Source organism: Odoribacter sp. AF15-53, from assembly GCF_003479425.1.
Taxonomy (GTDB): Bacteria; Bacteroidota; Bacteroidia; order Bacteroidales; family Marinifilaceae; genus Butyricimonas.
The window spans coordinates 36,582-63,231 of record NZ_QUHC01000002.1 but is presented as its reverse complement, the minus strand read 5'-3'; the positions used below and the strand labels follow the sequence as shown (position 1 = coordinate 63,231).

The 26,650-nt window shown below is 46.3% G+C and carries 25 protein-coding genes; 19 read left to right on the top strand and 6 right to left on the bottom strand.

Translation table 11 applies throughout. The annotated features are described in order from the left end of the window. Positions 1 to 69: 69 nt before the first annotated feature. Positions 70 to 2,334: a cation:proton antiporter gene (locus tag DWW52_RS04940; RefSeq protein WP_118714368.1), complete on the bottom strand. Its 2,265-nt coding sequence runs from the start codon at positions 2,332 to 2,334 to the stop codon at positions 70 to 72. 77 nt (positions 2,335 to 2,411) lie between these two features. Here DWW52_RS04940 and DWW52_RS04935 point away from each other — a divergent pair, with 77 nt between their 5' ends. The 7 genes from DWW52_RS04935 to DWW52_RS04905 all read left to right on the top strand — a co-directional run bounded on the left by DWW52_RS04935 (position 2,412) and on the right by DWW52_RS04905 (position 8,195). After that, the gene (locus DWW52_RS04935; RefSeq protein WP_118714960.1) at positions 2,412 to 3,413 is read left to right on the top strand and encodes a 4Fe-4S binding protein; all 1,002 of its coding nucleotides are present in this window, start codon (positions 2,412 to 2,414) and stop codon (positions 3,411 to 3,413) included. A gap of 147 nt (positions 3,414 to 3,560) precedes the next feature. After that, a complete protein-coding gene (locus DWW52_RS04930; protein WP_158582481.1) occupies positions 3,561 to 4,154 on the top strand; it encodes a DUF47 domain-containing protein in 594 nt (197 codons plus the stop codon). Between the two features lie 5 nt (positions 4,155 to 4,159). Further along, positions 4,160 to 5,194, top strand: a complete 1,035-nt coding sequence (locus DWW52_RS04925; protein WP_118714366.1) for an inorganic phosphate transporter — start codon at positions 4,160 to 4,162, stop codon at positions 5,192 to 5,194. Positions 5,195 to 5,360: 166 nt separating this feature from the next. Further along, positions 5,361 to 5,609 (top strand): GlsB/YeaQ/YmgE family stress response membrane protein, encoded by a 249-nt coding sequence (locus tag DWW52_RS04920; RefSeq protein ID WP_118714365.1) that lies wholly within the window; start codon positions 5,361 to 5,363, stop codon positions 5,607 to 5,609. Between the two features lie 4 nt (positions 5,610 to 5,613). After that, positions 5,614 to 6,507, top strand: a complete 894-nt coding sequence (locus DWW52_RS04915) for a phospholipase A (protein ID WP_118714364.1) — start codon at positions 5,614 to 5,616, stop codon at positions 6,505 to 6,507. Between the two features lie 119 nt (positions 6,508 to 6,626). Further along, complete coding sequence (gpmA, locus tag DWW52_RS04910; protein WP_118714363.1) at positions 6,627 to 7,316, top strand: 2,3-diphosphoglycerate-dependent phosphoglycerate mutase; 690 nt, start codon at positions 6,627 to 6,629, stop codon at positions 7,314 to 7,316. Between the two features lie 108 nt (positions 7,317 to 7,424). Further along, entirely contained in the window at positions 7,425 to 8,195 is a 771-nt protein-coding gene (locus tag DWW52_RS04905) for an exodeoxyribonuclease III (protein ID WP_118714362.1), read from the top strand. Between the two features lie 900 nt (positions 8,196 to 9,095). Here DWW52_RS04905 and DWW52_RS04900 read toward each other — a convergent pair. Then, entirely contained in the window at positions 9,096 to 10,268 is a 1,173-nt protein-coding gene (locus DWW52_RS04900) for a DUF3868 domain-containing protein (RefSeq protein ID WP_118714361.1), read from the bottom strand. A gap of 10 nt (positions 10,269 to 10,278) precedes the next feature. Then, positions 10,279 to 10,863, bottom strand: coding sequence for a DUF3575 domain-containing protein (locus DWW52_RS04895; RefSeq protein WP_118714360.1), 585 nt, complete (start codon positions 10,861 to 10,863; stop codon positions 10,279 to 10,281). A gap of 239 nt (positions 10,864 to 11,102) precedes the next feature. Here DWW52_RS04895 and DWW52_RS04890 point away from each other — a divergent pair, with 239 nt between their 5' ends. From DWW52_RS04890 to DWW52_RS04875, 4 genes are all read left to right on the top strand, one after another. Further along, positions 11,103 to 12,071, top strand: coding sequence for a hypothetical protein (locus DWW52_RS04890; RefSeq protein ID WP_118714359.1), 969 nt, complete (start codon positions 11,103 to 11,105; stop codon positions 12,069 to 12,071). 354 nt (positions 12,072 to 12,425) lie between these two features. Beyond that, on the top strand, positions 12,426 to 12,689 hold the full coding sequence (locus tag DWW52_RS04885; protein WP_118714358.1) for an HU family DNA-binding protein: 264 nt from the start codon (positions 12,426 to 12,428) through the stop codon (positions 12,687 to 12,689). 14 nt (positions 12,690 to 12,703) lie between these two features. Continuing rightward, a complete protein-coding gene (locus tag DWW52_RS04880) occupies positions 12,704 to 13,663 on the top strand; it encodes a helix-turn-helix domain-containing protein (RefSeq protein WP_199691958.1) in 960 nt (319 codons plus the stop codon). A gap of 238 nt (positions 13,664 to 13,901) precedes the next feature. Beyond that, positions 13,902 to 14,870 carry a DUF5106 domain-containing protein gene (locus DWW52_RS04875; protein ID WP_158582480.1) on the top strand — a complete coding sequence of 323 codons (969 nt, stop codon included), beginning with the start codon at positions 13,902 to 13,904 and terminating at the stop codon, positions 14,868 to 14,870. 181 nt (positions 14,871 to 15,051) lie between these two features. Here DWW52_RS04875 and DWW52_RS04870 read toward each other — a convergent pair whose 3' ends face one another. Further along, the gene (locus DWW52_RS04870; RefSeq protein ID WP_118714356.1) at positions 15,052 to 15,579 is read right to left on the bottom strand and encodes a DJ-1/PfpI family protein; all 528 of its coding nucleotides are present in this window, start codon (positions 15,577 to 15,579) and stop codon (positions 15,052 to 15,054) included. A gap of 167 nt (positions 15,580 to 15,746) precedes the next feature. On the opposite strand from DWW52_RS04870, the gene DWW52_RS04865 reads away from it, so the two are divergent. From DWW52_RS04865 to DWW52_RS04850, 4 genes are all read left to right on the top strand, one after another. Then, positions 15,747 to 16,103, top strand: coding sequence for a helix-turn-helix domain-containing protein (locus DWW52_RS04865; RefSeq protein ID WP_118714958.1), 357 nt, complete (start codon positions 15,747 to 15,749; stop codon positions 16,101 to 16,103). Positions 16,104 to 16,309: 206 nt separating this feature from the next. After that, a complete protein-coding gene (locus tag DWW52_RS04860; protein WP_118714355.1) occupies positions 16,310 to 18,187 on the top strand; it encodes a heavy metal translocating P-type ATPase in 1,878 nt (625 codons plus the stop codon). Between the two features lie 5 nt (positions 18,188 to 18,192). Next, positions 18,193 to 18,621, top strand: coding sequence for a Fur family transcriptional regulator (locus DWW52_RS04855; RefSeq protein WP_118714354.1), 429 nt, complete (start codon positions 18,193 to 18,195; stop codon positions 18,619 to 18,621). Positions 18,622 to 18,638: 17 nt separating this feature from the next. Continuing rightward, on the top strand, positions 18,639 to 18,845 hold the full coding sequence (locus DWW52_RS04850; RefSeq protein WP_118714353.1) for a heavy-metal-associated domain-containing protein: 207 nt from the start codon (positions 18,639 to 18,641) through the stop codon (positions 18,843 to 18,845). Positions 18,846 to 19,725: 880 nt separating this feature from the next. On the opposite strand, the gene DWW52_RS04840 is transcribed toward DWW52_RS04850, so the two are convergent. Continuing rightward, positions 19,726 to 19,932: an RNA-binding S4 domain-containing protein gene (locus tag DWW52_RS04840; RefSeq protein ID WP_118714351.1), complete on the bottom strand. Its 207-nt coding sequence runs from the start codon at positions 19,930 to 19,932 to the stop codon at positions 19,726 to 19,728. A 164-nt stretch (positions 19,933 to 20,096) separates the two neighbouring features. On the opposite strand from DWW52_RS04840, the gene DWW52_RS04835 reads away from it, so the two are divergent. Further along, entirely contained in the window at positions 20,097 to 21,557 is a 1,461-nt protein-coding gene (locus DWW52_RS04835; protein ID WP_118714350.1) for an OmpP1/FadL family transporter, read from the top strand. A gap of 117 nt (positions 21,558 to 21,674) precedes the next feature. After that, entirely contained in the window at positions 21,675 to 22,973 is a 1,299-nt protein-coding gene (locus tag DWW52_RS04830) for an NAD(P)/FAD-dependent oxidoreductase (protein WP_118714349.1), read from the top strand. 18 nt (positions 22,974 to 22,991) lie between these two features. Here DWW52_RS04830 and DWW52_RS04825 read toward each other — a convergent pair whose 3' ends face one another. Beyond that, positions 22,992 to 23,501 carry a ferritin-like domain-containing protein gene (locus DWW52_RS04825; RefSeq protein WP_118714348.1) on the bottom strand — a complete coding sequence of 170 codons (510 nt, stop codon included), beginning with the start codon at positions 23,499 to 23,501 and terminating at the stop codon, positions 22,992 to 22,994. Between the two features lie 119 nt (positions 23,502 to 23,620). Between DWW52_RS04825 and DWW52_RS04820 the strand changes: the two genes are divergently transcribed. Then, positions 23,621 to 25,816, top strand: a complete 2,196-nt coding sequence (locus DWW52_RS04820; RefSeq protein ID WP_199691957.1) for a radical SAM protein — start codon at positions 23,621 to 23,623, stop codon at positions 25,814 to 25,816. 298 nt (positions 25,817 to 26,114) lie between these two features. Beyond that, entirely contained in the window at positions 26,115 to 26,621 is a 507-nt protein-coding gene (gene fldA / locus DWW52_RS04810; RefSeq protein WP_118714346.1) for a flavodoxin FldA, read from the top strand. The last annotated feature ends 29 nt before the right edge of the window (positions 26,622 to 26,650 follow it).

Here is a 26,650-nt window from a genome sequence, read left to right as displayed (position 1 = left end):
TGTGGGGCGCTTTGTCGCGGCAGCTTGCCCTGCTGAATTATTTAATCTAAAATTTAAAATCTAAAATTATTAGATCGTTTTTCCTGCTGCCAGTTGGAGTAGTTTGTCTTTTTCTCCAACGATCCATACGACATCGCCTTCTTCAAATACGGTGGTAGGGACTGGGTTCATGATGGAAGTACCTCCCCGTTCGATGCCGATGACGAGACAGGCGGCTTTATCCCGGATGCCGGATTCTATTATGGAACGTCCGATTAAGGTGGTGTCTTTTTCGATGATAAATTGTTCTAGACTGACTTCCGGGGCTTTCTGTTGTTCGAGTTCTTCCTTGCGTTGTTGCACTCGGTTCTCCACGAACTTGCGGAAAACTTCGATCTCGTTATCCGTGGCGGCCACGATGATATGGTCAAAAGGATAGAGGCGTTCTTCTCCACCGGGGATGTTGATTCGTTCCTCACCCCGGATGATCGTGACCACGCTGACCCCGCAAGTCTGGCGGAAATTTAGCTCTTTAAGTGTTTTGCCCACGCTGGGAGAGGATTGCGAGACTTCGAAATCAGCCAGATGCAAGTCTCGGTCAAGCAAATGCTTCACGAAACGCTGTTTGATCGGGGATTTTCGTTCTTGTTCCTGTTGGCGTGCGGTAAAATTGCGTAGAAAACGGCGTTCCAGTTGGATCGAATATTTTTTTAATCGTTTGGAGTAAATGAAGAATGAAATAATGGCGGATGCAATAATCAGCAACAGGCCCGCGGCCACGTTTATCAGGCTGGATATAACGAACATTACGATACCTATACAAAGGGCAACACGCAGAACGATAAGGGAAATAAGCGGTCCCCGGTTGTACTTATTGTCATTCCACAATTGCTGGAACTCTTCCGAATGGTTCTTTTTCATCATCATGGCCCGTAGGAATGGCGAGATCAGCAATAGTATGGCCACGGCGCTCACGATACCTCCTTGTATTCCGGGAAGTTCTTTTCGAATTAACGGAGTCAGGTATTGCAGGAATAGTGCTATCGTGAAAACGGATAAGATCGAGTAAGTGACCACGATACGACACAGGGCTTTGAGTAAGCGTTGCCACGTGCCTTTGTGGTGAATGGTATTTGTCCCGGTGCTATACCTGTCAAGGAAATTAATCCAGGAGCGGGGGAAATGTTTTGTAATGAATTGATAGGCGGGATCGGCCATGCGGATCATGTAAGGTGTGAAGAATGTGGTAATGACGGAAACGGTTACCACGATAGGATACAGGAATTTGTCCGTCACGTGTAAGGTCATACCCAAGCTGGCGATGATAAAGGCGAACTCTCCAATCTGGGCGAGAGAGAATCCCGACTGGATGGCAATTTTGAGGCTTTGTCCCGATAACAAGACCCCGGAAGCCGCGAATGTGACCTGTCCCACGATAACCACCAGCGTGATCAGCAGGATCGGGAACCAGTATTCGATTAGCATGGCGGGATCAATCATCATCCCGACCGAGACGAAGAAAATGGCTCCGAACAAGTCTTTCACGGGTTTGATAAGGTGTTCTATGTTTTCGGCTTCAATAGTTTCGGCTAGGATGGACCCCATGACAAAAGCACCTAAAGCGGAAGAAAATCCGGCTTTCACGGCAAGCAGAACCATGCCTAGGCAAAGACCCAGGGATACAACAAGCAACGTTTCCCCGTTCAACCATTGTTTGGCTTTTTTCAGAAAGGTCGGGATCAGGAAAATACCCGTGATAGACCAGAACACGAGGAAGGCCGTTAATTTCAGGATACTACTGACCATTTCCATACCTTCGAAATGTTTACTGACCGCCAACGTGGAAAGCAACACCATGAGTACCACGGCGAAAAGGTCTTCCACGACGAGAATCCCGAAAACGACTCCCGCGAATCGTTGATTGCGTAACCCCATGTCATCGAATGCTTTGAAGATGATCGTGGTCGAGGACATAGATAGCATCCCACCGAGGAAAAGACTGTTCATGTGCCCCCAGCCGAGTGACAATCCGGCGATATATCCTAACATCATCATGGCCCCCACGATGGTGAGAGCGCTGATCATGGCGGTTCCCCCGATGTTCATCAGTTTCTTGAAACTAAAATCCAATCCAAGCGCGAACAAGAGGAAAATAACCCCGATATCCGCCCAGATATGAATGTTTTCGGCATCCATGATCATCGGACCACCGAAAGTATAGGGGCCCGCTATAATCCCTGCCATGATATAACCCAGCACGACAGGTTGTTTTAGCCATTTGAAAATGATGGTTATTAATCCAGCGGAAAAAAGGATAATCGCCAAATCCGATATTAAGACTGGAATGTCTGACATGGTGTTACTATTTTACAGGAGCAAAGTTAATGATTTTTGATTTGGATGAGTAAATATCGTTTATCTTTGTAATGGTTATGAGAAAAAAAGTTTGTATTCGAAAAGAAGCTTTGCCGGGGGCAATCCTTACGACACTCCTCTCTGGAATGTTGCTTTCTGTCGTACAGGTTGTTGTAAAACCTCCTTTGCTTTTGGGCGAAAGATTGTTGCCCGGTTGGGGAGGGTGGTTTCAACTGACGTTGGCGGCTCTTTTCGGGGGGTGGTTATACTTGCAGATGTTTGATCGGGAACGACGGGGGATATGGCGGAGACGGATTTGGATGTTGTTTTCGATCGTTTTCTTTACCCAGTTGTTGCTGGGTATCTTTGCGGATAGCGTGTTCTTGATGTCTGGTAAACTGCATTTCCCGATACCCGGATTGATCCCCGCCGGGGTATTTTACCGGGGAGAGATGTCGTTCATGCCTTTCTTGTTTATCGTGACAATTTTACTTTCCGGGGGAGCTTGGTGCAGTCAGTTGTGTTATTTCGGAGCATGGGATAATCTGGCCGCGGGTAAAACGGGCAGGAGGGAAAGGTTTTCTCCGGGAGTGAGGGCAAAATTGCGTTGGACGGTGTTGCTGTTGTTCATTCTTGTCGCTTCGGTCTTGCGGGTATTCGATATCCCGGTGATTTATTCTGCAGTTATAGCGGCTTTCGCCGGTATAACTGGGGGTGCCGTGATCTTGTTCGTGTCCCGGAAACGTCATATCGCCGTGCATTGCTCCTCCTATTGCCCGGCGGGGACATTGGTGATGTACCTGAAATATATTTCTCCCTGGCGATTCGGGATGAATAATCGTTGCCTGCATTGCATGGCTTGTACCCGGGTGTGTCGTTATGGGGCCTTATCGAAAGAAAGTGTGTTGCGAGGACATCCGGAAGTCAATTGTACGCTTTGCGGGGATTGTCTTTCCGCGTGTCGGCATGATGCTTTGGAGTATCGTTTGTGGGGAGTATCACCGGTTTTGGCAGAGCGTCTCTGGTTGGGAACAACCCTGGTTCTTTTCACTTGTTTTCTTTCTATTGCCCGAGTCTGAAATGGTGGAAAAAAAGATTATATATTTTTAATTTTTTAACTCGAATGTATGCATAGGGATATTACATTTGTGTGCTAATCAATAATAAATATGAAAATAGACCGATTTCTTCAGTTTTTTGTGGTAAAGGAAAAAAAGTTTTACCCTTTGTATATTGAACAAGCCGCTAATATAGAGGCTGCGGCTAAGCTTCTCGTGGAGCTTTTACAAGAGCAAGACTATGACAAACAGAAGGCTTTGTACAAGCGAGTAAAAGAGTACGAGCATAGCGGGGATGAGATCACGGCCAAGTTGTACGAGGAGTTGAACAAGACGTTTGTGACTCCCTTTGACCGGGAAGATATCAACTTATTAAGCGGTCGTATGGATACATTTCTTGATTTTATTCACGATGCAGCCAAGCGCATGTTGATGTATCGTCCGAAAAACGTGAATCAGTTGTTGATTGCCATGGGACAATGTATCGTGGAAGATGCCCGGATATTGCAGGATATTATGAACGAGATGGAATTTATCCAGAAAAGACCCCAGGAAATTAACGAGAAATGTGTTCGTATCAAGAAGATCGAGCATGACGTCGACGATTTGTACGAGCAATTCATGAGTGACGTGTTCGCCAACGAGAAAGATGCCATCGAGCTTGTGAAATTGAAGAATATCGGTCAAGTATTGGAAGATGCTACCGACCGGGCAAAAGACGTGGGAGACACCGTGAGAGGTATTATTATTAAATTTGCCTGATCGCTATGTTGACAATCGTTCTTTTAGCTATTGTGATCGCTCTTCTTTTCGACTTCCTGAATGGAATGAATGATGCGGCCAACTCGATCGCTACCATTGTTGCGACGCGTGTATTTTCTCCCACCATGGCCGTTCTTTGGGCTGCTTTCTGGAACTTCGCCGCGATCTTTATTTTTGGTGTGAGCGTGGCGCACACGATGGGAGAAGGAATTGTAGACCCTGCAAGAATTAATGAATATCTGATATTAGCCGCTTTGATCGGTTCGGTGATCTGGGTATGGTTGTGTACTCATTTCGGGATGCCGATCAGCGTGTCGCATGCCTTGATCGGTGGTTTGATCGGTCCGGTGTGGTTTACTTACGGAAGCTCGGCCCTATTCGCGTCCGGGATATTCAAAATTGCTATTTTTATCGTGCTTTCTCCCTTGATCGGTATGATTCTGGGATTCTTCATGATGTGCCTCACGATGCTGGTATTTCATAAGAAACACCCGATGAAAGTGGAGGGATTATTTAAAGGGTTACAGCTTTTCTCTTCCGCTATATTCAGCCTGGGACATGGGGCCAACGATGCCCAGAAGACGATGGGCATTATCGCTATCCTGTTATATAGTGTTGCGGGAAGTAACACGTTTGTAAGCGATTATCTGTACGAGAACACGGGAGCGTTTCACGTGCCTGTTTGGTTGATTGTTACCTGCTATTCGGTGATTGCCCTAGGTACGATTATCGGGGGTAAGAAAGTGATCAAGACGTTGGGTGACGGGTTAGCCCGATTGAAGCCCGTGCAGGGCTTCTGCGCGGAAACATCCGGGGCCTTGACGCTTATGGGTACAGCCGTGTTAGGAATCCCGGTGAGTACGACACACACGATTACCGGGTCCATCATCGGGGTGGGAATCACGAAAGGGATTGCTTCCGTGCGTTGGGCCACGGCCACGAATATTGTTGCGGCGTGGGTATTGACCATTCCGGCAACGATCTTGATGTCCGGTCTTGTATACTGGATCATGGGATTGTTCTTGACCCTGCCAAAGTAGAACTTATTGTTTTTATAAAGCGAGTGTGTCTAACAAATCTATGTAAATAGACTTGTTAGACACACTCGCTTTTTTTAGTTATATCATGATTTAAATGTCGAAATGTTATAACTTTTTTGGGGCGTCTTTAGTTTAAATAGATAGATTAACCTAAATTTTATAAGTTATGATGTTTATATGGTATATTTTGATTGGAATCTTAGCCGGGTATCTGGCAGGGAAGATTGTACGCGGGGGAGGAATGGGATTGATCGTGAACCTGATCGTGGGAATTATCGGTGGGGTGTTGGGCGGTTGGCTCTTCGGTGTTATGGGGATATGGACAACGGGTGTTATCGGGAGTTTGATCACGGCAACGGTGGGAGCGATCGTGTTGTTAGCGATCGTGTCGTTGTTTAGTAAGAAAAATTCGTGAGTTTATGAAAGGGAAAGTGCAAGGTATTTTTATGATCGTTTTGTTCGGGCTGTTCTACCCGCAATTGTTGCAAGCGCAGACCGAGGAGGAGCGAAAGATCTTGCTGGAACGGGAAGAACTCGGTAAACAGAAGAAAGGCGGTTCCGTGGCCGTGGATGAGAAGACAGCTTTGGAATTGTTTGATAACACGCCGAGTTTCGGGATATTCCGGGACAATTATTTTGTCACGGGAGTTCCCACGAACCGGAAGATCGACAAGCATAGCGCGGATGCCAAGTTTCAAATCAGTATCCGGCAACGGTTGACCAAAAGTATCTTGCCTTTCAAGACCTTCCTGTACCTAACCTACACGCAAAAGTCGTTTTGGGATATATACGGGGAGTCGAGTCCTTTCTTGGATAATAATTTCAACCCTGGAATTAGTTTGAGTAAGGCGGTGATCTATCGTAATCAGCTTGTGGGGATAGCGGTACTCTCGTTCGAACACGAGTCGAACGGTCGGGATTCGCTAGCTTCCCGTAGTTGGAATTATATCTCCCTTTCCGGTTCGTGGTTCATTGATTATCGTTTCTCTACCCAGTTGAAATTGTGGGGAGGTTGGGTAGATCAGGAGGGAAATCCCGATTTGCTGAAGTACAAGGGCTACGGGTTCGTGGCGTTTAATTACCAGAGCGCCGACGAGCGTTTGTGGTGTTCTGCCGTGATCAATCCCCGCCGGAAGTTTATAAACATGAACACGACGTTGGAGGTTAATTTTAAACCTTCTCGCAAGGCAAACGAGTATTTGTTTTTGCAATATTATAACGGTTATGCCGAGAATCTGTTGGAATACGATCGCTACGTGTCGATGGTGAGAATCGGTATCTGTATCAAGCCCGCTTTGCGGAATTACTATTAGGAGGGTATGCTGCTTTCCGAATAATTTCTTTGATAAGAAGCGAGATCCCTTGATCACGGGCGAAGAAACATTTTCGGACGGCACCCGTATAACTTCTATAATCAATTAAAGATAAGGTTATGTACAAGTTAATATTGGTACGGCATGGGGAAAGTGTCTGGAACAAGGAGAACCGGTTTACCGGATGGACGGATGTCGATCTGAGTGAACGGGGAGAGAAAGAAGCACGTCGGGCCGGGGAGCTGATCAAGAAGCATGAACTCCTGTTTGACGTGGCTTATTCTTCCGTGTTGAGACGGGCAATCCGTACACAGCATATTTTAGCGGGGATCGTGGACCGGGTTTGGGTACCGGAAATTCATCATTGGCGTTTGAATGAGCGACATTACGGGGCATTACAGGGATTAAACAAAGCAGAAACGGCGAAGAAGTACGGGGAAGAGCAGGTGCATATCTGGCGTAGAAGTTTTGACGTGACACCACCTTTGCTCGAACCGGACGATCCTCGTTGTGCCGTTTACGAAGATAAGTACAGGGATGTCGATCCCGCCGCGCTCCCCTTGGGCGAGTCGCTGGCTTTGACGATTACACGGGTTCTCCCGTTCTGGCAGGATTATATCGCACCTTCGTTGCTTTCCGGCAAGACCGTTCTGGTGACAGCTCACGGGAACAGCTTGCGGGCGTTGATCAAGTATCTAGACGATATTAGCGACGAGGAAATTATCAAACTGGAAATCCCGACAGGAGTTCCTCAGGTGTACGACTTGGACGAGCAATTACGTCCGATATCCCGTAAATATCTGGAATAAAGGAATTACTTCTCGTAATAGGTTTTGATTTATCATATTCGACCCGCCACGTGTACTGGCGGGTCGATATTTTTTGTAAGTTTGATGCAAATTGTAAAAATAAATGATATGAAGATTATTACATATAACGTGAACGGGTTGCGGGCGGCCTTATCGAAGGGCTTCACGCGATGGTTGGAAGAGGAACAACCGGATGTGGTGTGTTTACAGGAAACGAAGGCTCAACCCGATCAGATTCCCACGCTGGAATTCGAGGCGCTGGGGTACAGGTCGTATTTCTTTTCCGCGAAGAAAAAGGGATATAGCGGGGTCGCTATCCTGACCCGTGTAGAACCTGATCACGTGGAGTACGGGATGGGAATCCCGGAATATGATGACGAGGGACGTTTCATCCGGGCCGATTATGGAGATCTTTCCATCGTGAGCGTGTATCATCCTTCGGGCACGATGGGTGACGAGCGACAGGCTTTTAAAATGAAATGGCTGGAGGATTTTCAACATTATATCGGGGAGTTGCAGAAGACCCGTCCTCAATTGATTCTATGCGGGGATTATAATATTTGTCATCGCCCGATTGATATTCACGATCCGGTGCGTAATGCCACGAATAGCGGTTTCTTGCCCGAAGAGCGGGAATGGATCGGTGGTTTTATCAATACCGGTTTTATCGACACGTTCCGTTATTTTCACCCCGAAGAGGCAGGCAAATACTCGTGGTGGAGTTATCGTTTCAATGCCCGGGCAAACAATAAAGGTTGGCGCATTGATTATTGCATGGCAAGCGAGAATCTGAAATCTCGGCTGAAGGATGCTTATATTTTGCCGGAAGTGTATCATTCAGATCATTGTCCTTGTGTTCTGATCGTGGAACTTAATTAATTTACGATTTTAGATTTTAAATTTTAGATTGAGTGATTTCCCCGCACAATTCTTGCGCTTTTTTTTATAATCACAGGATCATTTAATCTAAAATCGTAAATCTAGAATCTTCCAAGCCTTTTTGTGGTGTGATACTTTTGAAATCAGGCATCAAAGACGAGACATAGACGAGACAAAGCCGAGATAAAGACTAGTTAGTTCGGCTTTGTCCTTGTGGTGAGTCCCGGTTATCCGTGTTCTGGTTGCTGATATCTTCCTTGTTTCGGTTGGAGCTGAATCTGAAATTACCTTTTAAGCCATTCCGGGATCGTGTCTATCGTTTCGTGTTGAAAGCGTGTGGCGGTTGATTATCGTTGTGGAAAACAAATAAAAAAGAGCCTGTCTGAAAAGTCAATTTACATAGAACTACCCCCCCTAGCCCCTCCTTACACAGGAGGGGAAACCGCTTGGTGATCAACCCTCCCCCTGTGTAAGGGGGAGTTGGAGGGGGGAGTGATTTTGTAGGGAAGAGACTTTTCAGACAGGCTCTTTTGGAAGAATGTCCCCGGTTAAGAAGGTGTATGTGAGGATCGGCGTTTGTTACAACCGGGGAGCATTCAAGGATAGCTCATAAATATTTTTAGAAGAATGCCCCCGGCTTGAAGGTGTATGTGAGGATCGGCGTTTGTTACAGCCGGGGGGCATTCAGGAATAGCCATTCAATATTTTTAAGAAGAATGCCCCCGGCTTGAAGGTGTATGTGAGGATCGGCGTTTGTTACAGCCGAGGGGCATTCAGGAATACTTTCAAATTTATTAGAAGAATGCCCCCGGTAAGAGGTGTATGTGGGGATCGGCGTTTGTTATACCGGGGGGCATTCAGGAATAAATTTAGTTTGGTTTAGTCATAGTATATATTTCTTTATTCGTTATTTATAATCTTGTATGTGATCTTGTAATCCACGCGTCTCAGTTTCGGGAAGAACTGTTTGAGCATGTACCTGTAGGGTTGCCCGTTTTTCAGGTCCATGAGGCGTTTTTCCCTTCCCTCGAACACGCCATAGTTCTCGATGATATCCAGTACGCGATCCTCGTCCGGCATACCGTGGCGGAGAATCAGTTGCTTCAACCCGATCCAGTCTTCTCCTCTCCAATCAACGCGATAAATGTTTGCCGGTAGCTGGTACCTGCCACGTAAATAATTTCTCAATGCTATGGTTCGCTCTCTGGATAACACCTCGTTTTGGGCGAATGTTCCCTCGGGAGAAGCGTAACCGATCATGTCAATATCGACGATTTCGAGATTCGGGTCGCAAATAAGCGAATCGAGCGTTGCCCTGATCTTGCCAAGTTCCTTGTCATTCCCTCGATAATCCGGTAGTATATGAGTTTGGTTTGCCGGAAAATCCAAGTACGCGGAACCTTCTTTCGTGTATGTCTTTTTAGTTTCCTTGTTAATTGTTTCTTTTACCACGGGCGGTGCGACTTTTACCGTCACTTCCGCTTTAACGGGAATTTCTTCTGCCTTAACGATTACGGGTTCCGTTTTAACCGTTTTCTCTTCAGCGTGCGCGATCACTCCTTCCGGTTCGTATTCCATCGCGAGGGAAGGTGCTAGCGTGTTTACCGATATCAGGCGACTGTCCCCGTTGGTCGCGTAGAAGTTTTCCCGCAGGCTAAGTTTTGATGTCTTCATCCATTTTTCGTAAGGAATGGAAACCTTGTACGATACCTTTTCCCAACTTTGGTGACCGATCATGACGGTCGTGTAAATGGGGAAGGGAGGGATCCCGCGATGGAATGCCAGGGCCCGTTGATAGGCCTTTTCTCGTTGCGCCCCGTTGATCACTATCGCCGGAAGCTCGATGGATTCCGTCCCGCTTTCGATGACCGGGGTCAGCGTGAATGCTCGTTTTCGGTTGATAGACAGTCCGTTCATGTCAACCGTCAACGCTACATGCAGGCTATCTCCCTGTTGTTCGAACCGGTTTTGAACAATCCGCACTTGTCCCAGGTTAACCTGTTGTGCTTCCAGTCCGGTCGAGAATAACACGGTGGCGAGTAAAATTGTAATATGTATCAATATTTTCCTCATAGCCTTCTTTTTATCTTATTATATATACGAGAGAGAGTCCCGCTTTCGTTGGCCCGAAATAGTTCCGGGTGTCTTTTTTTATGAAATCGCCACCGGCCTGGTACTCGTGCTTGTCGTACTCTATCCGGGCGTAGCCGAGTCCGATTGTCGCTTCGAGATTCAGGCGTTTACCGAGTACCCACTGGTAGCCGTATGAAATCCCACCCCCGTAAAGGGAGCCCTCGTAGCGATATTTGTCCATTCCCAGCATCTGGAAACCTCCCATGTTAAAATCACCGTAGTGAGCGTGTAGCCCGAAAAAGTGTCCGATAAAACGTTCACCCGTCCAGTAACGGAACTCTACTTGTCCCATTCGTAGCTTGATTTTCTGGTTGTCTTTAAAATCCCACGGGTTATACGCGCCTTGTATATCCAGGGTGGTTTTCTTGCCTAACCCGATTTCGGCCCCGATGTTCAGTGTCGTCGTCATCCAGTAGAGAACGTTTGTTTTTATTCCCACCGCGGGGGCATCGTAAAACCGTTTTTCTTGCCCGTGCGTTTTTAACACCGTGACAAACAATAGTAGACCAAGCACAATTATCAATTTCCTCATCATAACCCTTTTCACTTTGTTTTTTTGATATTACAAAAATATCCTTTGCCACGCATGGAATGGTGACTTTAATGGTGTATTTCGGGAGTAAACCTGTTCTATTGAAGTAATAATAATCAAATTCTGTCCTATATTCCGAGATTTTTATTAAATTAGTAGAATTTTTATTTCGAAATTCGCAACGAAAATAAAGACAGACACGTATAATAAACCAAATAGTTGTATTATTAAAAACTCAAATCATGACAACTTTTAATTATAATAGCGAGCTGATAAAAGCTATGAAAGAAAAAATCCCAAGTGGTGTTTATTTGGCGAACACGCTAATAGATATGTTATACCTGGGTAAGGAGGCCGTGTATCGTAGGTTACGCGGGGAGGTGCCCTTTACTCTGGCAGAGGCCGCGATCATTTCCCAGAAGATGGGCGTGTCGCTGGATAAATTGGTGGGGACAAATATGAACGCGAACGCGATCTTTGATCTGAATATCGTGCGGCAGCACGATCCGCTGGAAACTTATTACTCGATTGTCAATAATTACGTGAGGATATTCCGGGAGATCAAGGACGACCCGATGTCGGAATTATGCACGTCGTCGAACATGATCCCGCAGACATTCTACCTGAAATACGAGCTTCTGTCGAAATTTCGTATGTTCAAATGGTTGTACCAGTTCGAGAAGATTGACATTGACAATCATTTCGAGGATATCGAGATGGTAGACAAGTTGCTGGAACGCCAGCGGGAATTCGTGCGGGAATCGCAGGAGTTTAATCGTACCGAATATATATGGGATGATCAATTGTTTGTTTACCTGATAAACGATATCAAGTATTTCGCTAGCGTGCATCTGATCTCCCATGAGTATGTGCAGAAATTGAAAAAAGAGTTGCTCCAGTTGCTCGATGAGCTAGAAGAGATCGCGACCCGGGGAACGTTCAAGACGGGGAAGGAGGTTTCTATATATATAGCTAACGTGAACTTCGAGGCTACCTATAGCTATATAGCGTCATCCAGTTATCATGTCAGCCTGATCCGGGTGTTCGCGATTAACTCTTTCGCGTCGCACGACGAGGCGGTTTTCAAGAGTGTGAAAGAATGGATTCATTCGTTGAAGAAATTTTCCACCTTAATATCTCAGAGCGGGGAAATGCAACGGATTAAATTCTTCAAAACACAACGGGAAATTATCGAAGGCTTGTGTGTATGAGAGAATTCAATTATCGACAACTTATTTTTCGGTTCGTTTCGATAACTGCAAGAAAGCGTGAATTAAAAATGGTTTATTTCATAAATTAAGCTAGAGTGTAAAAAATTGTACGATATTAGAAAGTTTGTATTTTATTGATACTCTGTATATAGCACAGATTTGTGAAGAATATGCTTCATATTTGTACTGCTGAATGGACGAGATGCCATTTATACAGTATGAATTTAAAACGTGCGACTTGATGAGACAAAAATACAGATAGTATATCCGAACCGCATCTGGTGTTGATTCACCGGGTGCGGTTTTGTGATGCGTGCGAGATAAACTCTATTTATTAATTTAAAACCATTAACAATGAACAAGAGAGAATTAATTGAAAAAGTAGCCGAAAAGAACGGGACTAGTAAAGTTGAAGCCGCGAAGGCAGTGAACGCCGTGATCGGAAGTATGGCTGAAACATTGAAGAACGGCGAGAAAATATCGTTGTTGGAATTAGGCTCTTTCTCTATCAGAAATCGTAAAGAGCGCAACGGTTACAACCCGAATAGCAAGGAAAACATGGTTATCCCGGCTAAGAAAGTGGTGAAGTTTTCTATTGGCAAATACTTTTTTGATTAAGGAGCGGCGCCCCAATGAAGAATGCCGTGGTAAATGAACTAATCAGCACGATGCGGGAGATTACCCCTAAAGAGGGTAATCTCGCCAATATCCTCATGGATATATTGTGCATGAGTAAGGAGGCGATTTACCGGAGATTAAGGGGGGAGGTGGCTTTTACGTTCAGTGAAGTTGCGATCATCGCCAGCCAGCTGGGGATATCGTTGGACAAGATTATTGGCAACAGTATGTCCAGCGGGGCGATGTTCGATTTGAACGTGCTCCATTCTCTGGAGCCGGTGGATAATTATAGCGAGATTCTGGCTCGTTATCAAAAGCTTTTCCGTTACGTGAAAGCCGACTCGACGTCGGAAGTGATTACGGCGTCGAACACGCTTCCTTATACATTCTACGCCCCTTACGAGCATCTGTCAAAATTCCGAATTTGCAGGTGGTTATACCAGAACGAACGATTGAGAACCCCCACGTCCTTATCCGGTATCGTTCTTTCGGAAAAATTAATGAAAATTCAAAAGGAATTAATTGAAGATTTAAGAACAGTCAAGAGGACTTGTTTTATTCTGGATGAGAATGTATTCGGTTCGTTCGTGAAGGAAATCAAGTATTTCGCGGAATTGGGACTGGTTTCGACGAGCGACGTGGCGAATATGAAAAAAGAATTACTCCAGCTATTACACGAGTTGGAAGTTTTATCTGAAAAAGGATCGTTCCACAACGGGAACTTGCTGTCGATCTATCTTTCGAACGTGAACTTTGAAGCGACATATACTTACGTGGAGAAAGTCGGGTTCCAGATCTGTTTCCTGCGGGTGTATTCGATCAATTCGATGGACTCTCGCGATGGTAAGATTTGTAATTACCAGAAGAAATGGATCCATTCGTTGAAGAGACATTCCACGCTAATTTCGCAAAGTGGCGAGATCCAACGAATGATGTTTTTTAACGAACAAAGAAAAATTGTAGATATGTTATAGTGTGAGCGTGTGATTTTAGTGTTAAGAATCCGGGACTACTCCCGGATTCTTTTTGATGGTAGCGGATTATTGGTTACATTTGTAAAATGTAGACGTTTTATGAAGAATGAAGTAATTAATTTTTAACGAGGTGAAAGAAATTGCTTGCTAATTAACTCTCCCGCTGTGTAAGGGGGAGTGATTAGCGAATAAAAAAGATTTGACACACCCTCTTTAGTAATATAAGAAGATGAAGTGTATGAAAATAAATAAATTAATTTATGCCGGATTCGTTGCCGTTAGTTTATTGGCAGTGCTTTCCGCTTGTTCATCTTCCCCGAAAGACAAGGGGAAGAAGGAGGGGAAAGAGGTAAAGATCAGGTCATTCCAGATTCCGGAAGTTCCTTCGGTTTACACCGACCCGCGATCGCAGGCAAAGTATCTGATCACGCGTTACTGGGATAAATTCGATTTTGCCGACACGGCGTTAATTCGTATGCCGGAGATCACGGAGCAGGCGTTCGTGAATTATCTGCAACTTTTTCCTTACGTGCCTTATCCCGACTTGGAGAAAGGAATTACCGGGATGCTGGAGCAGGCGTTGACGGCCGACACGTTGATGTTCGCTCACTTTACCGAGCTATATGCTAAATACCTGTATGACCCGAATTCCCCGATGTTGAGCGAGGAGTATTATATTCCCGTGTTACAATATATTACGGCATCCGAGCGGGTGAGCGAGATCGACAAGATGCGTCCCGCTTTCCGGTTGGAAATGGCATTGAAGAACCGACAGGGAAGCATGGCTACCGATTTCACGTACACGCTGCCTTCGGGAAAAAAGGAGAAATTGTCGGGAATAACTTCCGATTACACGATTCTTTTCTTTAATAATCCGGATTGTGATGCCTGTCGCACGATTAAGGCCGAGGTGGAATCATCCGGTTTCGTGAAATCGTTGCTGAATGCTAACCCGCGGGGGAAACAGAAAAGACTGGTGTTTTTGTCGGTCTTCCCGGACCCCGAACTGGACGTGTGGCGTAAATTCCTGCCGGTACAACCGAAGGAGTGGATATGTGCCTATGACGACGGGCAAGTAATCACGAAAGAACGGCTTTATGACTTGCGGGCAATCCCGACCTTCTATTTGCTGGATAAAGATAAGAAGGTTGTATTAAAGGATGTGCCGTTCCGGGTGATAGAGTCTTACTTGGGGCAAAGGATGTGAGATTATAAGGTTTATAAAGTTTGTAAAGTTCATAAAGTTTATAAAGTTCGTGGCCCCCTGCGGGGCGCTTTGTCAACGGCAGCATGAGCTGCCGTTTAAACACAGTCCGAAGGACACCTGTTTACTTTATGAACCTTATAAACTTTACAAACTTTATAAACTTAAAAGTGCCTTTGCACTTTTATTTCAACGCCTCGATTACCTGCGGCATCATCGTCCACACCGAGTTCTCTGTTTGCGCGGTGTAGAAATTCCCGTCGATTTCGAATTTCTCGTCGGTAGCCATGGCGTGTTGAATGGCGGGTTTTGCCAGTGGGTGGATGGCTACTTTTTTCCCGTTAGCGATGCCCACGGAGTCGAACATCATGGCGGCAGCACAATGGCCGATCATCATTTTGCCCTTTTCCCCGAATGCTTTGATGACGGCCAGCATGTCTTGATTGTACTGTTTCCCGGCATTTTCTCCGAATTTTGGAACCGCGTCTCCACATCCGAATACCAGCGCGTCGAATTCATCCTCGTGGCCTTTTAGGTTCGCGATCACGTCATCGGCAAACAGGGTGATTCCTGAGTTTGTTTTGATCTCTTTCGTGTCGGCAACTGCAAATACTTTGTACGGGATGCCATTTTCGAAGAATGTTTCCAAATACTGGAATAAACCGAATCCGTTTACCGGGTTTACTGCTAAAACTGCAACTTTCTTTGCCATAATGCGATTATTTTTAAATTAAACAATAGTTCCTTTAAGTAAGTTTATTACTTTTGTTTAGCAAATGTAATCTATCTGATTTATATAAACAAGAACGTACTTGGAGATAAGATAGTTACATGAAGATAACTAATATTGATTCTTAACAAGATATGGACGATAAAAAAATGAAAAATTTTCATGCTAATAATAAGTGTCCTATCCGGGACATTATAAGTCGGTTGGGCGACAAGTGGTCAATGCTCGTGCTGGTAACGCTACATGCAAACGGAACGATGCGTTTTGGCGATATCCACAAGACGATCGCCGATATTTCTCAACGTATGTTAACCGTCACTTTACGGACGTTGGAGACCGACGGGTTGATTTCCCGGAAAGTGTATGCCGAGGTTCCCCCACGGGTAGAATACCGGCTTACGGAACTGGGCGAAAGCCTCATGCCTCACGTGGAAACCTTCGTGAACTGGGCGTTGGAACACATGGAGGAGATCATGGAACGACGGTTGATAAAAAAGAGTCTATAAAGTCTATAAAGTCTATAAAGTCCATAAGGTCCATAAAGTCAATGGACCCCTGCGGGGCGCTTTGTTTACGGCAGCTTGTGCTGCCGATAACTTGTAACTTGCCGCAGGCAAATGTAACTTGCAACCTGTAACTCGCCTTTGGCGATCTTTGCAATTTAGTTGCAGGGAATAACCTGTAATTTTACGGAAAATAAAATAAACAGGTCATGAAAAAGTATATCAGGGAATTGATTTCATTTGTTCTGTTGATGACAGGATTAGGAATGAATTGGGTGGAAATGGCGTGGTTTCAACCTTCGGGAGTGCGTTTCGTGTGGTATTTACTTGCTTTTTTGCCCGTTGGGTTTCCGGTTCTGAAAGAAGCATTCGAGAGCGTGAGAGGGAAAGAATATTTCAACGAGTTTATGTTGATGAGCTTGGCCGCGATCGGGGCCTTCTATATCGGGGAATACCCGGAAGGGGTTGCCGTGATGCTATTCTATTCGATCGGGGAGAAGTTTCAGGATAGTGCGGTTGATAAGGCTCGTTCGAATATTCGTGCGTTATTGGATGTACGCCCGGAAACGGCGACGGTTATCCGTGAGGGGCGTGAGGTCGTGGAGAAGCCGGAACGGGTGAAGGTGGGCGAGGTGATCGAGGTGAAGGCGGGCGAGCGGGTTCCGTTGGATGGCGTGATGTTGGGGGACGTGGCGGCATTCAACACGGCGGCATTGACCGGGGAGAGCGTGCCGCGGGATATACGGAAGGGCGGGACGGTACTCGCGGGGATGATCGTGACCGATCGGGTCGTGCGGGTGGAAGTTGCGAAACCGTACGACCTGAGTGCTTTGTCCCGAATATTGAAACTGGTGCAGGATGCTTCCGAGCGAAAAGCCCCTGCGGAGTTGTTTATCCGCAAGTTTGCCCGTGTTTATACCCCGGTGGTGACCGGGCTGGCGGTGTTGATCGTGCTGATTCCCTGGATCGTGTCGGTCGTGCATCCCGCGTTCCTTTTCGTTTTGGACGATTGGTTGTACCGGGCGTTGGTCTTTCTGGTTATATCCTGTCCGTGTGCTTTGGTCGTGAGTATCCCGTTAGGATACTTCGGGGGAATCGGGGCGGCTTCCCGTCTGGGTATTCTTTTTAAAGGCGGCAACTATCTGGACGCGATCACGAAGATTAATACCGTCGTGTTCGACAAGACCGGGACGCTGACGAAAGGCGTGTTCGAGGTGCAGCAGGTTGACGTGCGGGGAGGTTTTACCGAGGGGGACGTGATCCGGGCCATCGCTTCCGTCGAGAGTCGGAGCAATCACCCGGTAGCGAAAGCCGTGGCGAGATACACCGAGAGCCGGGAGATCGGGATCGTGCGGGATATCGAGGTGACCGAGCTGGCGGGCTACGGACTGAAAGCCTTCATGGAGGGGCAGGAGGTGCTGGTGGGAAATACCCGTTTGCTCGAAAAGTACGGGATCGCCTTCCCTGCCGGGTTGGCGGAGGTTCCGGAGACGATCGTGGTTTGCGCTGTCAACGGGTTGTATGTCGGTCACTTGTTGCTGGCGGATACGTTGAAAGAGGATGCGAAAGAGGCGATAGAGTCCTTAAAAAAATTGAATATTGATAATATTCAGATTTTATCGGGGGATAAACAAACAATTGTTTCTAAATTAGCAGGGTATTTGGGCGTGGACGAGGCTCACGGGGATTTGCTACCGGAAGATAAGGTGGCTCACGTGGAGGCTTTGAAGCGGGACCCGGACCGGAGGGTGGCTTTCGTGGGTGACGGTATCAATGATGCCCCGGTGCTTGCCCTGAGTGATGTCGGTATCGCCATGGGTGGTTTGGGAAGTGACGCGGCGATTGAGATTGCGGATGTGGTGATCCAGACCGATCAACCCGGTCGGATCGCGACAGCCATCCGGGTCGGGAAGGAGACTCGCCGGATTATCTGGCAAAACGTCTCGCTGGCATTCGGGGTGAAGTTGATCGTGTTGATCCTGGGAGCCGGGGGTGTTGCCACGATGTGGGAGGCGGTTTTCGCTGACGTGGGTGTTGCCTTGCTGGCGATATTGAATGCGATAAGAATACAGAAACGAGTAAAATAAAGCGTATGGACGAAAAGGTATATCTGGAAAAACTGGCCAAGCGGGAGATCAAGCCTACCGCGATGCGTCTTCTGATCCTGAAAGCGATGACCCGCTTTACGCGGGCGTTCAGCCTGCTGGACTTGGAGAACGAGTTGGATACCGTGGACAAGTCAACAATCTTCCGGACGATCAATCTATTTCTGGATCATCATCTGATTCACGTGATTGACGACGGTTCGGGTTCCCTGAAATATTCCGTTTGCAGCAACGAATGTACCTGTTCGATTGATGACCTGCATGCCCATTTCTACTGCCGGAATTGTCACAAGACTTTTTGTTTAAGAAAAATTCACGTGCCGACAGTGGAATTACCCGGTGATTTTACGTTAGAAAGTATAAACTACGTGTTGAAAGGCCTGTGTGCCGAATGTTCGGCACGGGCGGAATTGTAATTTAAAACAGGAAAGATATGAAAACAAGTAAATTTAAGACTAGCGCCAAATGCGGCGGGTGTGTCGCCAAGATCGGCGAGACATTGGATAAGTTCGTTTCCCGTGACCAGTGGAATATTGATCTATCAACTCCCGACCGGGTACTGACAATCACCTCCGAGCTTCCGGATGACCGGGTGATCGAGTTGGTGAAAGAGGCCGGGTTCAAGGCGGAGAAGATATAGTTTTTCAATTGTGACCCGGTAAACTCCCCTGTAATTGTTCCTTTCATGTTTTTCCCGTGATTTCATGCTTCCTGTTTCGTGATTATTGACATGATCTTGAAACTCCACCGGAAAAATGTGATATGTAACGAAAACTCAGCCGAGTTTATGTAATAGATATTAAATTAGAATTGTATTTTGTCTGTTTATCGGTTTCCTTGTCGGGTGATTCACGATAAAGAAGACGAAAACGAAGTTCGTGAAGGGCGAGACGATCCGGGATTACAAGAGGACTTTATTCGATAATGAATCCGGTAGACTGTCTGTTGATTTTTCCGTGCAATATAACGAGTTACAACGTCTTGCATATTCTTTTGCTCCGATACATAAAGAGGTTACAACCGAAAAACAAAGGGTCTTCGTGCCCTTTGTTTCAGTAACAAGTGTTAATTGGGATTCGTTTAGTGCTGGGGGAGGGTTCTTTTATTATGATATTGGAGTCCGGATAGAGTTGGCTGCTAAAAGGGTAAACTTCGGATTGTTGTATAAGTTTTGATTCTGTGTTTGGCGAGATCCCTTGATCGTGATAAAAATTTACCATAAAATAGAAAAAATAAATGATTTTTCTTGCGTGGGTAAAATATTAATGATACATTTGTAGACCCCCACCTGAAAAATAATTAAGCTAAAGAATGTATGTTGCATGGGAAGGAGTGACCTCCGGCATGCAGTAATGCATTCTTTTGTTTTTTCAGGTGGGGGCACTTGAATTAATGAAAGAGACCGGAGGCTCTTTATAGGAATACGATGAGTATAAGTTATTGTTACAATTTCCGTGTAGCAATTTAAAAACTCTAATTTGTCGGGGTAGGGCCGTGACGGTGACCTGCCCCTTTTTTAGCTAAACTACTTTTATACTTTGACCGAGGGCGGTGATGATCTCGCCTTTAGTGATTTTAGCGCGTTTACGGAATTCGGGTTCACCGTTGCGGGTAACCTCTCCGTTTTCAACAAGGATCTTGGCCATGGCGCCGCTTTCGGCAACACGGGTGACTTTTAATAGTTTGATCAATTCGATGTATTCGGTGTCTATTTCAAAAGTAATCATAGGACGCAGATTTTGGTTACAAAGGTAACCAATTTTTGTTGCATACCGTAAAGTAGAAACAACTAGAGGAGTTGAATATTATTTTTGTGTCTTAAAATTTTGAAAAATAGCGATCAGATTATTTTAAGAATTTGGTTGTTAAGTAATAATGTAAAAAGTATTTTATGAAGAGATTAGTCATTGTTGTTTTGGCTTCCATTTTAAGTATGACGGCTTTCGCCGAGGGATACCAAGTCAATTTGTTAAGTACGAAGCAAACCGGAATGGGACACGTGGGTGTCGGGATGAAGTTGGGTGCGGAGAGCATGCATTTTAATCCGGCAGGTCTGGCGTTTTTACGTACCAATATGGATTTTTCACTGGGTATATCTGCTATCATGGCCAAGGCTAAATATAGTTATGATGGATATTCAGCCAAGACGGACAATCCGGTGGGAACACCGTTGTACGCTTACGCGGGATTCAAGATTTACGATAACTTGGCTGCCGGTATCAGTCTGACGACTCCTTACGGGAACTCGTTGAAATGGCCGAAGAATTGGGCTGGTGCGGGGTTGATTCAGGATATTAGTTTGAAATCATACGTGATTCAACCGACGCTTTCTTACAAGATCACGGATCGGTTAAGTATCGGTGTCGGTTTGCAACTGGCCTGGGGTAACGTGAATCTTTCACGGGCTTTGATGGGTGCCAAGGATTTTCAAGGGATCGGGGAGAAATTCGAGAGTCTGTTGCCCTTGTTGGCCGGTGTGCCTTCGAATGTCATCCCGGATGCAGACAAGCAAGCCATGCAGGAAATGGTTGCCTTGATGAAAGGGACAACGGTCCCGCCCGCTTATGCCCGTTTGGAGGGAAACGCGCACATGAAAGTCGGTATTAACGTGGGGATCATGTACGATGTTTGTGATAAGGTGACGATCGGTTTGTCTTATCGTTCCAAGATTAAGATGCGGGTGAAAGAAGGTGAAGCTTCGTTGACTTACGCTAACCAAAGAGTGGAAAACTTGTTTGTCGCGATGGAAACGTTACTTGAAAAATATGGCCCGCTGATCAATCAAATGCCGGGAGTAAGCGTTCCGAACGTGTCTATCCCGAAGTATGATCAGGGAAGTTTTCATGCCGAGTTGCCTTTGCCTTCCAACACGACGTTGGGCGTGAGCTATCGTCCCACGGATCGTTGGGAACTGGCGTTGGATTTACAATACGTGGGTTGGAATGCTTACGATTCTTTGAACGTGTATTTTAACGAGGCCGAATTAGGTATCGCGCCGATTAAGGCGGAGAAAGATTACAAGAATTCGATGACCTATCGTGTGGGTGCCAGCTATAAGACTACCGATCGTTTGGTGGTACGTGCCGGGGTTTATTATGACCAAAGTCCGATTCGCAAGAAATTGTATAACCCGGAGACTCCCGGTATGGATAAATTGGGACTTTCCGCGGGGTTGACTTTCGAGCCTTACAAGGGATTGCAGTTTGACGTGGCATTTTTGTATATTCAGGGATTCAGCCGGAACGGGGAGTATCCTTACAAGAATGTCGTGACCGGAGTAGATGAAATGTTTAAGGGGAAATACAAATCCACGGCCTTTTCGCCTTCGATAGGTATTTCTTACCGGTTCTAAATAGAGTGTTATGTGTATATGAAAAGGGTTGTGTAAAAGCAACCCTTTTTTTATTGTCGTGAAAAGAGGAACGTTTCACGGGTTTCTGCGTATAACGTGAACTAAAGGGTTATACGTATGGAAACAATGAGTAATATTCCCGGTAAGGGAACAAAGAAACGGGTTGTCATTGTGGGAGGTGGTTTTGGCGGGTTGAAGTTAGCTCGTAAATTGAATGATCGGGATTTTCAGGTGGTCTTGTTAGACCGGAACAATTATCATCTTTTTCAACCGTTGCTGTATCAGGTGGCAACGTCGGGGATAGAACCGAGTGCTATCTCTTTTCCTTTCCGGAAGATTTTCAAGAATCGGCATGATTTTCACGTGCGGATGTGCACGGCGGAGAAAGTCGTGCCGGAGGAGAATCGTTTGGAGACTTCTATCGGGGACATTTCATACGATTATCTGGTGATAGCGACGGGGGCGGGAACGAATTTTTTCGGCGATCAGTCACTGGCGGAGCGAACGATGCAGTTGAAAACAACGTCGGACGCCTTGTTCAACCGTAACCGGGTAATCGAGAGTTTCGAGAAGTCATTGAATTGTTCGGATGCGGAAACTCGCAAGCGCTGGCTAACGTTCGTGATTGTTGGGGGCGGAGCCACGGGAATAGAGTTGGCCGGAGCTTTGGCTGAAATGAGGGAGTTCGTGTTGCCGAAGGATTACCCGGAGTTGGATTGGGGGGAGATGCGTATTCTTCTGGTTGACGCGGGGGAACGTTTGTTGAGTGCCTTTTCGGTTAAATCTTCCGAAGAAGTGGCTCGAAATCTGGAACATATGCACGTGGAGGTGTTGTTGAAAAAGCTGGTAAAGGAGTACGACGGGGAGAAGTTGACTTTCGTGGACGGGGAACAGGTCGTCACGAATAACGTGTTTTGGGTAGCCGGGGTGAAAGCGAATAGCTTGGAGGGATTCCCCCAAGAGGTTTACGGACGGGGAAGTCGTCTTCTCGTGGACGAGTTTAACCGGGTAAAAGGGATGGCGGACGTGTTTGCGCTGGGCGATACCGCGCTGATGATCACGAAGGATTACCCGAACGGACACCCGCAGGTGGTGCAGCCGTCGATACAACAGGCTCGTTTGTTGGCAAAGAATTTGCGATGTATGATTAAGGGGAAACCGCTCCATACATTTAAATACGTGAATAGGGGATCTATGGCCACGATCGGGAGAAATGATGCCGTGGCGGAATTGACGGGCATCCGTTTTAGCGGTTTTTTTGCCTGGTTGTTGTGGTTACTGGTTCATTTGATGAGTATCGTGGGAGTAAAAAACAGGATGTTTATATTTATCAACTGGATGTGGAGTTACGTGACGTACGATCAGTCGCTACGATTGTTGATAAAGCCCGAGATAAAGAAAAGCGACCCGTTTTGAGTCGCTTTGTTTTCCGAATTATTCCCCGGCAGGTGCGGCTCCCGTGGCCACGCTCTTGCTGCGTTCAACAGATTGCAGAGCCAGGTAGTTAGCCCCGAATTTCTCCAGGTTATCCAACTCTGTTTCATATTGATCCTGATGAACTTCTTCTTCGCCAACAAGGGCCTCGAATAATTTCTTGGATACGGCGTCTGCGTTTGCTGCACATTCCTGGGCCCAAGCGTTGTAATCGTTCACGCTACCGATCTCCATGGCGGTAGCAAGTTCCAACATTTCTTTGGGTTCGTGTATCTTTTTTACCTCTCCGGATACAACCATTTCAACTTCGCCTTTCAAGAACAAGATACGCTCTGCGAGTTGCTCTACGTGCATCATTTCTTGAATAGCGGTGCGTTTGAATAGACCGGATAACAGGTCATAACCCATATCATCGCAACGGAAATGGAAATACATGTACTGGTGTACGGCGAGCAATTCGTCCCCGACTGCTCTGTTTAATAGCTCGATGCTTTTTTCTTTTTTGCTCATAATCTTATAAATTGTTAGTCGTTTTATAGATTGCCAAATTATAAAAAAAATGTGGTATATCCTAAATTTTGTCTTGGAAATAAAAAAGTGTACTTTTGTTTAAGTCTAAAATGAAGATTATGAATATTTCCCCCAAGGTGTTGCTGGTAACACCACCGTTTACGCAGTTGAATACACCTTACCCGGCGATGATGTATTTAAAAGGTTTTTTGAACACGAAGAATATTTCTTCCGTGCAGGTCGACCTGAGTTTGGAAGTTATATTGGAAATATTTTCATCCGGGGGATTGCGTGAGCTTTTTCAACGGGTGGCAAGTCAAGATGTCCGGTTGTCCCGGAATGCTCGCCGTGTGTTAGCCTTGCAGGAGGAGTATTTGCGCACGATTGACGCGGTGATAGCTTTTTTACAGGGAAGAAACCGGACGTTGGCTTATTCGATTTGTGAAGAGAAGTTTTTGCCCCGTGCGGGACGATTCATGCAGGAGGAGGATACGGAGTGGGCTTTCGGGGTTATGGGATTGGAGGATAAAGCCCGGTATTTATCGACCCTTTACTTGGAGGATTTGTCTGATTTCTTGCAGGAAACCGTGGATGAACATTTCGGCTTTAGTCGGTACGCGGAGCATCTGGGACGTTCCGCTTCTTCTTTTGATGAATTGGACGCGGAGTTGGCGAAGCCTTCGACTTTCACGGATCGTTACCTGGTGAAATTACTTGCCGCTAAAATGGAGATGTATCATCCGGACATGGTGGCGATTACCGTTCCGTTTCCCGGTAACTTGTATAGTGCCTTGCGTTGTGGGGAGTGGCTTAAAGCGAATTACCCGGACGTGACGGTGGTTATGGGAGGCGGTTTTGCGAACACGGAATTGCGATCTTTGGCAGATGTGCGTTTTTTCCGTTTCACGGATTATTTGTTATTAGATGATGGGGAAATACCCCTGTTGCACTTGATTCAGCATGTAAATGGCGAGAGGGATGATACGGGATTGGTGCGCACGTTCGGGGTACGAGAGGAAAAAGTCGTGTTTTTGAATGACGATACGGTCGGGATTGTTCCTCAAAAAGAGGTCGGCGTGCCTGATTACTCTGGATTGTTGTTGGATCGTTATATCTCGGTGATCGAGATCGTGAACCCCATGCATAAGTTGTGGAGTGACGGGCGGTGGAATAAATTGACGCTGGCGCACGGGTGCTACTGGGGAAAATGTAGTTTTTGCGACGGGAGTCTGGATTATATAAAACGGTATGAACCCAACGAGGTGAGTGTGATCGTGGACCGGATGGAACAGGTGATGGCGCAAACGGGAGAAGGGGGATTTCATTTCGTGGACGAGGCCGCACCTCCTGCTTTGTTGAAAGAGATGGCGTTGGAGATTTTACGTCGACGGTTGACCGTGGTCTGGTGGGGAAATATCCGGTTTGAGCGGGCTTACTCGAAAGATTTGTGTCGTTTATTGAAAGCCTCCGGCTGTATTGCTGTGTCGGGAGGGGTAGAGGTGGCATCAGACCGGGTATTAGCGTTGATAAACAAGGGGGTAACCTTGGAGCAGTTGACCCGTTCGACCAATCATTTCACGAGCGCGGGGATTATGGTGCATGCCTATCTGATGTATGGTTTCCCGACCGAGACGACACAGGAGACAATTGATTCTCTGGAAGTGGTGCGGCAGTTGTTCGAGTTGGGATACGTTCATTCGGGTTTCTGGCATCGTTTTGCCATGACGGCACATAGCCCGGTGGGGTTGTCGCCCGAACGTTTCGGAACCCGTGTCACGGAGCCTCCTTTCGGGGGATTTGCACGGAATGACGTGGCTTTCGAAGATTTGGAAGGGGGAGATCATGAAGGTTTAGGAAGCGGTTTGAGTCGTTCGCTTTATAATTATATGCGGGGTGTGGGGTTTGATTTGCCTTTGCAAAGGTGGTTTGATTTTAAGGTCCCCGTGACTTCTCTTCCTCCTCGTTTCGTGGCACACATGGCCGAGGAACAGGAACCCGTGGAGAAGTTGCATTCCCGTCGGTTGTACTGGTTGGGAGGCCGGGTGGAATTGGGTGCGGAGAGCGTGAAGAAGGGCAAGCATTTGATCGTCCTGTTGTTGCATGCCATGAATCAGGAGATCGGGGTCAAGATGCGGGGAGATTGGGCGCATTTTATTCACGAAATGCTTCTGCAAGTGGGAATTGATGCTACAACGCCTTATCTATTGGAGGATTTCAGTCGGAATTACGAGATCTTGTTTAACGATGATTTCCTGCCTTTCTGGTATGGTAAAGAGATGCAAGTGATCCGGGATAACGGGCTTTTGCTTCTCTAAGTTAGTTTATAAAGTTCGTAAGGTTTATAAAGTTTATAAAGTTTATAAGGTTCGTGGACCCCTGCGGGGCGCTTTGTTCACGGCAGCTTGTGCTGCCGTTAGATACTGTCTGAAGGACACCCGTGACTTTATAGACTTTATGAACTTTAGGAGCTGGAAGCTCAACTTTATGAACTGGGGGGCTTTTGCCCCCTACCCCCATGATTGGGGATACGGGTATGAAATTTAATCATTTATAGGGATTTATCGGCATTGTTGAGTGGACTATCTTTGTCACGAACCAAATAAATAGATCGAGATGAAGAAAGTTGGAATATTTTATGGCTCCACGACGGGAGCGACTGAAGGAGTGGCCGAGACTATCGCTTCGTGTTTGGGAGTAGCACGTGAAGATATACATAACGTGGGCTCTACGAAAGTGGATGAAGTTGACAAGTATGAGGTTTTATTATTGGGAAGTTCCACTTGGGGTATCGGTGAGTTACAAGATGATTGGAATGATTTTCTGGATAAATTGAAAGCGAAGAACTTGGCCGGGAAGGTAGTAGCCATTTTCGGATGCGGGGACGCGTCTTCTTTCGGGGGATCGTTCTGTGATGCTATTGGTATAATTTATAACGAGCTTCAGGGAAGTGGCTGCGAGTTTGCCGGATCGGTAGATACCGACGGCTACAGTTTTGATTCTTCTGAAGCCTGCGTGGATAATCGTTTCGTGGGTTTGCCGTTAGATGAATCTAATGAATCGGATTTAACTGAAAAGAGAATAGATGCTTGGATTAGTGGTTTAAAGCAAGTGATCTGTTGAGTCTAGTTGTTGTTTTTGATTTATGCCGG